Source organism: Stenotrophomonas sp. Ste86 (assembly GCF_024519465.1).
GTDB lineage: Bacteria > Pseudomonadota > Gammaproteobacteria > Xanthomonadales > Xanthomonadaceae > Stenotrophomonas.
This window is the reverse complement of the sequence record NZ_JALJRW010000018.1, coordinates 64811-74746: the sequence shown is the minus strand read 5'-3', so window position 1 is coordinate 74746 and position 9936 is coordinate 64811. Positions and strand designations below refer to the sequence as shown.

Here is a 9936-nt window from a genome sequence, read left to right as displayed (position 1 = left end):
CGCGTACTTCTTCCTGAAGATCCGGGCGGCCTTCCCCGGAGTTGGGTGAAGAACCAAACAAAAAGCCCCGACCAAGGCCGGGGCTTTCTGCTGTATCTGGTGCCGGAAATAGGAATCGAATCTACGACCTACGCATTACGAACCCAGCCTATTGACCCCGACTAGTGACCCAAGCGACTCGCAGCTCCGCGGATCAGACCGACTCCGGCCGAGCGGAGCGGCATGGACCATTGCCACCGGCACGCTCTCTAGCGCTCGCCTGGCAAGCGCCCAATGGGGTGTTCCGGAGACTGACCTGAGCTGGCCCGACTGACGGTAAGCGCCAGCTAAGCCATGGATCGAGGGCAGCTCAACTCCGCCAGTCCCAGATGCGGACGAGGATGAGGACACTCCTTATCTATAGGGTAACTCCAACGCTGAAGACCATACCGAGGAGCGTCGCACTAGCCATGCGACATCGAAGCTCGGGAGAACCAGTGGCCGCAACGGATTGAGAAATCGCAAGAGCGTAGTAAGCGGCCAGTAAGCCGCCGACCAACCAAGGCCTCGAATTAGTGTGCCAACGCAGCTCCGACATCCGGACTTTAGAGGACTGCCACGCGTCAAGCGGCCCATTAGAGCATGTGACGCTGCATTGAATACCCAGTAGGCCACCACGAGGCATCAACCTGCTATTGAGTTTCTATACACATATTGAAGTGAAGACCAAAGCGACCTCGCGCCACCAGAATAGAAATAATTATTCAACAAACGAAACGATAGTTTGAGGCGTCGCACTTGGGCCAGAAGGAAGAACTCGCCGCTCGCTTTCTACTCAGAAACGGGTCCTTAGTGACGATTGCGTCTATGAGGCCTTGGTCCGGAAATGTTGTACTTCGCGCCGCACAGTGCAGGATAGATCTGGGGCGCGCGCCCCCAATCTACCCATGATTTAGGTCTTCAAAGATTCGCTTATAACGCTGACGGAACGCATCCCTCCCACCTTCCATGATGTTGCAAATGCGTTCGCGGACGGCGCGCTCCTGCAAACCTCCAGCATCGTTCTGTTGGATCTGACCTGCACTGAACACCATCGGCAATACCAACTCCGCATCCCCATTAACAACAATGTTCGGATTGTGGGTCACTATAATAATCTGCCGGCGAGATTTGTTGTTCCGTATCTGCTCTACTACCAGTTCCGACACCAAAGCATTATCAAGGTCATCCTCCGGCTGATCCAATAGCAACGGCTCGTCGCCATGCGACAGCAGGAAGGAAAGAACTGAAGAGGTCTTTTGGCCCGCAGAAGCTCGCTCTAGCGACTGGAAATTATCATTCTGATTCCGCCGGAATTCCACTTTTACGAGGTCATGCGGGAACCACTCCAGAAGGGTGTCATGGTCGTCGTGACCCAGTCTGCGCAAAGCGGTCATAAACCTACCGCGCAACCCTTGACCGAGGATCTCGCTACTACCCCCCAGAATTCCGAGTTTCAGACCTGTGACGCGCTTGTGCGTCGGACCATCCAGACGTTCGTCAGTCAGAATTCTGAGCAGGCCTGTTGCAGTTCCATTCGTGTCATCTAGCGATAGAACATCCTCTACAAAGGTACCCTCTTGCAAGCGCAAGATTCCCCGAAATTCATCGTTGGACTGGTCTAGGTCCGCCTGCTCAACAATCGTGATGCGCAAATTGGAATTGCCCGCAAGAACCTTGGCGACGAACTCGCGTCGCAGTCGAGTCAGTCTTCGGCGATGCAACTTCAGCCTCGTATAAGCAACACGCAATTGTTTCTGCAGTGCGTCAAGTTCCGCCTGATGGTCAGCAATCAGGGCTAAGGCTGCCTCCAACTCTTGGCTGCGCCTCATGGCAAGGTCAGCTTCCTGCGCCGTTCCAACCCCCTGCGTGGCGAGCCTTGAGATTTCTTCTCGGTAGGTGGCGACTGCTACCTCGGTGGCCTGCAAGTACTCCGTAACAGACTGAGAGTTCTGAAAACCTTCAACGTGCTGACGCATCTCCGCAATCAGCTGGCGCACAGCTTGATACTTGACATCCAGCTCCTCGGCGATCGCTAATGCATCCTGGTGTACTGTCTCGGAATCCGGTCGCTGCAACACGATCTCGCCAAGCCGAACCCCTGCATATGGATTCTCTTGCTCCAGAGCTGCATCGAGCTGTCGGATCGGGGAGAGCAGCGACTCAACATAGCCACTAAGAACCTGCTGCGCCTGCTGATTTTGACGGTAAATGCCAACCTGCTCAGCTACATTCGACTGCTGGTAAGCCTGGGTTTTGCGCGACACCTCAAGGAGCTCGGTTTCGAGCTCCGCCCTCTTCTCGACGGACTGCAAAAGCAGTCGTTCTCTGCCGCGCAGAGCTCGGAGTCCTCGGCGGAGTTCTTCATTTCGCTCCATCCAGGCCTGAATGCTCACCTCTGGCGCGCGGTCGATATAGGTCAGCAAAGCGCTGGGACGCTCCGCCAACTCAAATATCTGCTTCTGACTGAACACCTTCACCGGAAAAGACTTCGCGGCCTGCTCTACGCTCAGCCCTGTATCTTGCCAGACACCTGCATTAAATCGCTGCGCATTGAACCCGTTCGGCCTCCATGTGAAAGAGTATTCCTCGCAGGTGTCTGCAGTAGGATCATACTTTTCGACTGTTGCCGACAAGACTGTATCTGCGCGAATCATGCCCGAATTGCCCCTCGCGCCGCCCGGGGTACGGAACCGATCAAAGGAACGCACGACATCGCTTTCATGTGCTGTCCCAAGCTCCCGAATGTCGGCCTCCCGCGCAACAGCCAGCCGCAGCGTTTCCAATAACGTGGACTTCCCGCTACCTCGTCCGCCAATAATGGCGGTGAACCAAGGACTAAAAGGAACTTCGAGCGGCTGACGCCGCAGTTGAAGCTGCTCTATCCGCAAAGAGGTAATACGATGCAGAGGAGCGGCCGGTCTGAGCTGCGCTCGCAGCAATGAACTGGTCGGATCAAGCAACGCTAACTTAAGCCCTTCAATGCTGGGGTGCGCCATCTTTAGCCAGACTTTACGGGTACCAGCTCTGCTCGTTCGGTGCGCATCGGAGCCATCGACAATAGCGCGCCCCCTCAATTTGTCCGAAAAATGCAGTGCTGCGGCTGAATTCAAGTCATGGACCTCAAGAGCATCAGCTTGCTCGAGCAAATGCTCTATTGACCTTGCCGACCGAGTGGGGGTGAACTGACGAGCTCCGTTCAAGGTCCCATGGAAGATGCCGTTGATCTCCTCGGCGTGCGCGAGGATGACCACCCCACCCGTGCGACGAATGTGCTCGCAGATTGTCAATGCACCCTGCTGACACATACCATGGGCGTTGTTGGTTTCGCCGTTGTATTGAGCCAGCGCTAATAGTCCATAGACCTTTGCGGCGCTGGCACCCGGGCCATACAAAGCTAGTACATGAATTCCTTCCGAAGATGTCAGCTCGACGCCAGGAAATAGATGGAGTTGACGAAAGTCTGCGTGCCTCGGCTGCGCGCTGGCCATTGCCGCCAATTCCTGTTCGAGCCGGTCGATCCAGTCACCCGAATTGTGGTCAGTCACGGCTACGCAGTCCACGCCGGCACGCATATAAGCTAGCAGCCAGTCTTGCGCGGACAGATTTATACGCTCTTCCGCGTCGTAGTCACTGGAAGCAGGTGTGTGGTTGTGGAAGTCAAACGACCACCAATTCGATCCAGCAAATTTCATCCTCTCACCCATTCACCTACGCGCCGCTCAATGAGAATTGCATATTTCACGCAAGGACACTAATCATGCGCTTTGTATCTCCTGCGCCGTGGACGCGATGTACGGCCCTGCAAATCACCTTTGCAAAACCCATTGCATCCAGTTCAAGCGGCGAAAAACCGCCCCAGATATCCTAATTTTGCGCCCTTGGAAGAACCCAACTTAATCTAGAAGAGCTCTTCCTGCTTGGCATCTTCGGCCGAAATCTCAACCGACTCAGGGGCAGATACTGCACCACCTTCGAACACATCGCTGTCAAGCAATAACCCGCTGCACAACTCGTCAAGTAAAGCAGATTGCAGTGGCTCAAGCTCGACAAGCATAGTGAGGACGTTTAGGAGATCGATGAGATCAGCAGTGTACTCTGCGGGCCAAAACTCTGGAACAACGGAATCAAGTGGCGAAGGAGGACGCTTGTCGCCCATAGCCGGCTTACTTCTGTCGGCTTTGCGGAAACTGAACCAAAGAGGTAGAACGTGTTTACCGTCAACTTCGTAGGACCAGACCCTCGGCGAAACATGCTCAATGAAACTATCGTCAAGATAGAGCCTTGATTGCGCTTCGTCATATCGCATTTGCTTCGGAAGAGCCGCATCCGATGCCAATCCCCCTTCCTGAGGAATGCGGGGCCGAACATCCGCAGCAACCCTGGGGGAAGAATGAGGGCGACCGTCGGACGCGTCGACCATTCTCTCACCGAAAGTGTGTAGCCAGATGACCTTCCGCCCGAGTTCCACTGCCTTGTGGAACAACTCAGCATCCGCAGTAACCGGAATTCGCAATCCCGGCGTCACCAGATCAGACTCAAATTTAAGAGTAAAAGCTGGACTTGCAGCAACCGCAGCGATGTAAGCGAATACATCTTCGGGGGTGACTTCTGAATTATACTGCTCGCTTAGCAAGCTTGTAACCCGGGATCGAATGTTTGAAACCGACGCTCCCGCATCACTCCAAAGAGGCATCACGCGCCCACCAAAAGAGCCTTTATAGTGATGCAAGTCAGGAATCAAGCCAGAAATTGTAAGGGCAGGCCCACTTTTCGGCGCGACCTCTTGGAGAGCCGTGATGAAAATCTGCCGGTCAGAATTTGAGTTCCAAAGTGTTGGATTAGGACGATTCAGCAGGCGTGCGTCGGGGATCACCCACTGCCTATCAAACGATCTGAATCCATAGCGAACCGGCTTCACGCACACGCCATGATCGGATGCGACAGAAATCAATCGCTCCTCATGTCCCGCGAGGCCCTTGGAGACCTTCTTATTGGTATGTCTATCCCCAAGCTTTCCTTTGGAAAGATGTGGATGGAACAGCCGCTCCTGCTCAGGCCCAGGATCGGTCTCTGTCAGCTTCTTCCACCGGAGCTGGAGCGAATCTCTATCAGGCGAGATAACCCAAGTCCGACCCGCCATGACGCCAGTAGCATCATAATTGAAGAACTTCTCCAGAGGCAGAAAGGACGCCCATGCTCCCTTCGACTCCGGGAGAAAGGGGGCTCGCCCTTCCGCAGGACAGTCAGTCCATTCGTCGTCGAAGAGCGAAATTTTTGCAAGATCCGCATATTTCTTGGACCTGTGGCCTTCCGCCAATTTGCGGAAACGCACTCGAGCGGGGGTCAACGTATCAGGCGCCTTTGAGCGCGACGCAAGTACGATACAAACCGACTGTTGAACACCTTGGAATATTCGGGTGGTGACTTCCGGCTGGTATCCTTCGGGTGAACAATCAACAACCCAGATGTCCTCGCATTGCTCGCGCAAGTACTCACGCATCCTTTGGAAGCCTTGGCCTGCCAGGAAGCCTGACATCGTGATAAAGCAGACGATACCATTGCGGTCGCCAGGTCCGTGATCCCAGACCTTCCAACTTGCCCATCGCCAGAAGTAGACGTAGAGATTCCGGAGGTGCTTTGAGTGGGCACCAGTCTTCCACTGCTTTGGAGGCTGCCAAGCGTCAAGCAATGGATCGATACTGCGGCTTTTGTCTCCCGTCTCTATCCAGCCACCAAGACCCTTTGCCTTTTCCTTGTAGGGAGGGTTTCCAATAACCACATAGACAGGCGTGTCCCGCTTTACCTTGTTAGCAGCCCTGCGGGACTCAGCAATCGGCTTGAAAAGGGCCGGAATCCAACCCTCGTCGTCATGCGGGTTCGACAGCGTGTCAGTGATGAATAGCTGGAACGGTTTGGTTGGAGCAGAGCCGGTTAGCTCAACAGCTTCCCCGAGCAGCCTCAGCTGAGCAACAGCGTACGGCCCCAACTGGAGCTCGAAGCCGTTGATGCGAGACAAAGCCGCGGAGATCGCTGAGGCAACCGCCCCATCCCCTTGATCCTCCCTCACTCGCTCCGCGATCAGTCGCAATAGCCCAAGCACATAGGTGCCAGTTCCAGCCGCCGGGTCGACCACGTTCACCGATGGGGAAGCTAAGCCTAGCGGCAGGTCATAACCGTCACCCCGCAGCGCCTCGTCGGTCCACCTGACCATCGCGTCCACCACTTCTGGCGGCGTGTAGTAGGAACCTGTCTGCTTTCTCAGCTTATTATCGTATACCTCGAGGAAATCCTCATAGAAGTAGAGCCATGCATCTGACTTTCCTTTTGAGAGCTTTTTCCAATCAACGACCTCCAGCACCCTTGACAGGGTGCCGAGCGAAGTTTTGACAGCCTCTTGATTCTCCTTACCTGAAGCGAGCAACTGAAGCGCCGTTCCGATCAGAGAGTTCGTGCCCTGCAACGATTTTGCGACTTGATCAATGCCAGAGATGACAGAGATACCCTGCGCTCTCGCCATCAGAAGACCAAATGAGACGGCCTGGGCGTAGCCATCTGCAAACCGGTCATCAGTTGCGTCGGGAAAGAGCATCTTACGCCAGTCTTCGGCAAGTGCGGTAAACGCTGGCGACTTGGCATCGATCTGCTCCAATACTTCGTCACGCAGCAACCGACACAAGCGAGCCAGAACAACTGCAAGTTCTTTTACGGTCTTCGGAGGAATCGGCTTCCAACGGAGAAAGGTGGAGACTGACGAAAGCAAGCCTTCTCCAGACTTAAGGCCTGCCCCAGATGTTTCGACGTCACCATCGAATTGGACAATTGATCCTTGCAGCTCACCGCTCTGCCAGAGACTTAAGCTGTTCCCATCGAAGTAGATCAGGTTTGGCAACTGGGAAAGCTTCGCCCACTGTTCCCTGTCGTGCTTGTCTTTGAACTTTCTTGGATCTGCACCCTTGCCTGGAGCCTTCAGCTCGATGTACCCAATGAGCGCGCTCGACACGGACACGGAATAGTCAGGGCGTATCTTAAGGTCCGAAAGGGAGGTTTCTCCAACGGCGACCACTTGGCCAGCCGAGAAGCCCGCCAGATGAGCTAAGTCACTTAAAAGCTGCTCAAACGGTGCCCGCAGCTGATCCTCTGGTTGACCGGTGACAGCGGCATTAGCCAGCTTACTAGTAGCAGTGTCACCGAAGCGCGAGACGGCTACATCCAATGTGATAGCTACCACCCCTACCCCCCTGACCGTCCATAGCCTGGACTGTATGAATACTCACCCATCATATCAATATGAGCGAAGGGTGGCATCCGAACCCTCGGTAGCGGCTGAGAGACGTGGTGCCCCTCTGCCGTGGCGCTCCGGAGCCTCCTACTGAACTCCTTAAAGCCTCCTTCACTATCGCGATCTAACCCCCCGCAGAGCAATTTCCTCAGCAAGTCGCCCGACTCATCCACCGGCACAATTTAGACCCCGAGCTGTGTAGTCGGCCCTACAAATTGCGCTCGTCGACTTTTCGGCCACATGCCAGACACGTCCGATATGCACCAAAGCGCCCAGGCCGCTCCCGCCCAAGCAAGCCACCGCATTCGCACACCAGCTGGCTGCGCCCGTGATTCCACCGCCACAGCCTCACAGTGGCGATAAGCCCAAGGATTACCGACGCCGCGATTGCCAAAGCCGGAGCCAAGCGCGCCACTGCGTAAATCCCTGAAAGCAACTGGCTCTCCCGTATCATCCCCAAGGGCAGCATCAACAGCAGCCCTATCACCAACGCCCCCACTGCCGGCGCGTACATCCTTGCCATCATCCAAGTCCAACGGTCCATGTGGTCATCCCGGCGATTGTTTAGTGCATCCTTGTACATATCGGTCGCGGGAGATGAGACTTGACGGTGAGGCACTTTTCGCCACCCGTACAAGGTTGAACACCACCGTACACTTCATACATGGCGGACATTCCTTGCAGTTGCAAGCAGCGGCAGCTTTTCCGCCGCCGGCATCTTGCAGATCGGCCCCGGCGGCATGCGCTTTGATGGCGCTTTGCATGGGGCGACTTGCAGCCTGCACGCGTTTCGCTTCGAGTGCCAGCACACCTACCCGCCCGCCAATCTTCTTTGTACAACGACGACTCACCCCCCGTGTGCATCCATCCGTCATAGACCAGCTCGTTTCCTGCGGACGTCCTCAGTCCAGTCATGTGCAATGTGGATCGTCTAGAACGCTGCATACTTGGGCGAATGATCTGTAGGAAGACACGATCATTAGGAAACTGGCACCTTTGGGTGCGCGCCAAGCCGCACCAGAAGCTCGCTGCGCGCATCACAGACGCGCGCTGCGGCACCCCTGCGCAAACACCGGCGGGATTCAACACAGAGGCTTACAGGTCATCCTCGATAACTCCGGTGCACGCTCTCCACACAACCCCGGCTATAGTTTTCTGCGCGTCCCCGAAGGGGCGCGCATCTGGACCCGAGGTGCGAGGGCCGAAGGCCCGAGTACCGATGGGACCAGTCACGGGACATCAACGTTGCCATCCCAATAAATATCTACCTTCTCAAAGAGAAGGTAGTTGCTCTTGATCTATAGCTCTTATGGGGCCGCTGACAAGCAAGCTCGTTTGCACGCGTAAGACCTTGTTGGCGCTCGCTATGCAGCCAGTTTTCGCCGTTGCTCCTCGCGATGCTTGCGCTGGCTGTTCCGGTTCTGCTCACGCCTCCTATCAGCACGGGGATCGCCTGAGACGCCTGCGGCATTCAGCGCGCGTGTCACCTTCCGCTTTACGCTCGAGCACTGGACGGTGAATGGGCAGTTGCGGCAGGGCATATCCCGCACGTCGTTACGATTGCCGATGCACGCCGGAACGTATCCGTCAGGCGCGTCGCTAACCTTAGCCGGCACGGTGATCATCGCCATAGCATCACGGACCATATCTGCTTCAAACATCGCCTTGGCTCGCACCTCTGTCAGCGGACCATCGGCCCCAAGATACCGCGCCAGCCGGGCAGGCCGGTCCTTTGAATGCAGCACATCGGCATGCAATGCCCGCATTGCCGCAGCATGCACAGGGTCTTCTCCGAGAGGTTCCATAAAGAAGCGTCGATCCCAAACAGGCAAAAACAACCGTTCACTAGCCTCAGCCCAAGTGGGGTGTCCGCGCATCCATGCGTCGAACAACTTCCCGGAAAGCAGCTGGTTTGGCAACGGAGGTTGCTTGGTCTTCCGGCCTGCGATCCAGCGTTCCATGATGATGTCGCAGAACACGTCGTACGGCATACCCAACTGATCCGCCTTCTGACGGGCCTTCCACAAGCTAGTCATGTCCGCCCGGTCATTCAACGCGAAACTCGACTTGCAAGGCTGCTTGTGCGCTGCTTCTGATGGGTCAAAGTGACGACCCCATGCAGCACGATATGCAGCGATGTACGCGTCGGTGAACGCCTGTGTGGCCTGCACTGGGGACATGTAACGGTTCCCGACCCAGCGAGTGTGCAGCAGTGACGCCTCCTTGGCGAGCAAGCCTTTATCGATGTACGTGCGCTGGAAGACTTGTTCTTCCACCTGTCGTTTCACGGGATCAGCCGACTTCAGCGCGCGTTGATACGCGGCATCCCTGCTCTGCGCTTCTATGATGTTCTTCGCAGACGCCTTCTTTCGGGCGGGGTTAGGCCGTTTGGCCTTTGCCTTCGCGCCCGTCGCGCCTGACTTTTTGTTCCGAGCCATTCTCCTGCCCTCCTCGATAAAGACAGTGTTATACCGACCGGGCCGATGAAATCGCCGGTCAGTCAAAACTTTTTGCGGGAGGGGTAGCCATACGGCTTAGCCCGGCATATGTGGCAGTGCAAGGAGCAGGGCGGGCGAGAGCCCCCCAGATCGATCGGAAGAGAACACATCTGAACTCGTGTCAAATCCATTCCAAGA

The 9936-nt window shown here is 55.9% G+C and carries 3 protein-coding genes; all 3 read right to left on the bottom strand.

Going from position 1 to position 9936, the window contains the following annotated elements; all coding sequences use genetic code 11:
* Positions 1-920 precede the first annotated feature (920 nt).
* Positions 921-3713 carry a TrlF family AAA-like ATPase gene (locus NR101_RS15005; protein WP_256777101.1) on the bottom strand — a complete coding sequence of 931 codons (2793 nt, stop codon included), beginning with the start codon at positions 3711-3713 and terminating at the stop codon, positions 921-923.
* Between the two features lie 206 nt (positions 3714-3919).
* The gene (locus tag NR101_RS15000; RefSeq protein ID WP_256777102.1) at positions 3920-7234 is read right to left on the bottom strand and encodes a type ISP restriction/modification enzyme; all 3315 of its coding nucleotides are present in this window, start codon (positions 7232-7234) and stop codon (positions 3920-3922) included.
* Between the two features lie 1430 nt (positions 7235-8664).
* Positions 8665-9738, bottom strand: a complete 1074-nt coding sequence (locus NR101_RS14995) for a hypothetical protein (RefSeq protein WP_256777103.1) — start codon at positions 9736-9738, stop codon at positions 8665-8667.
* Positions 9739-9936 lie beyond the last annotated feature (198 nt).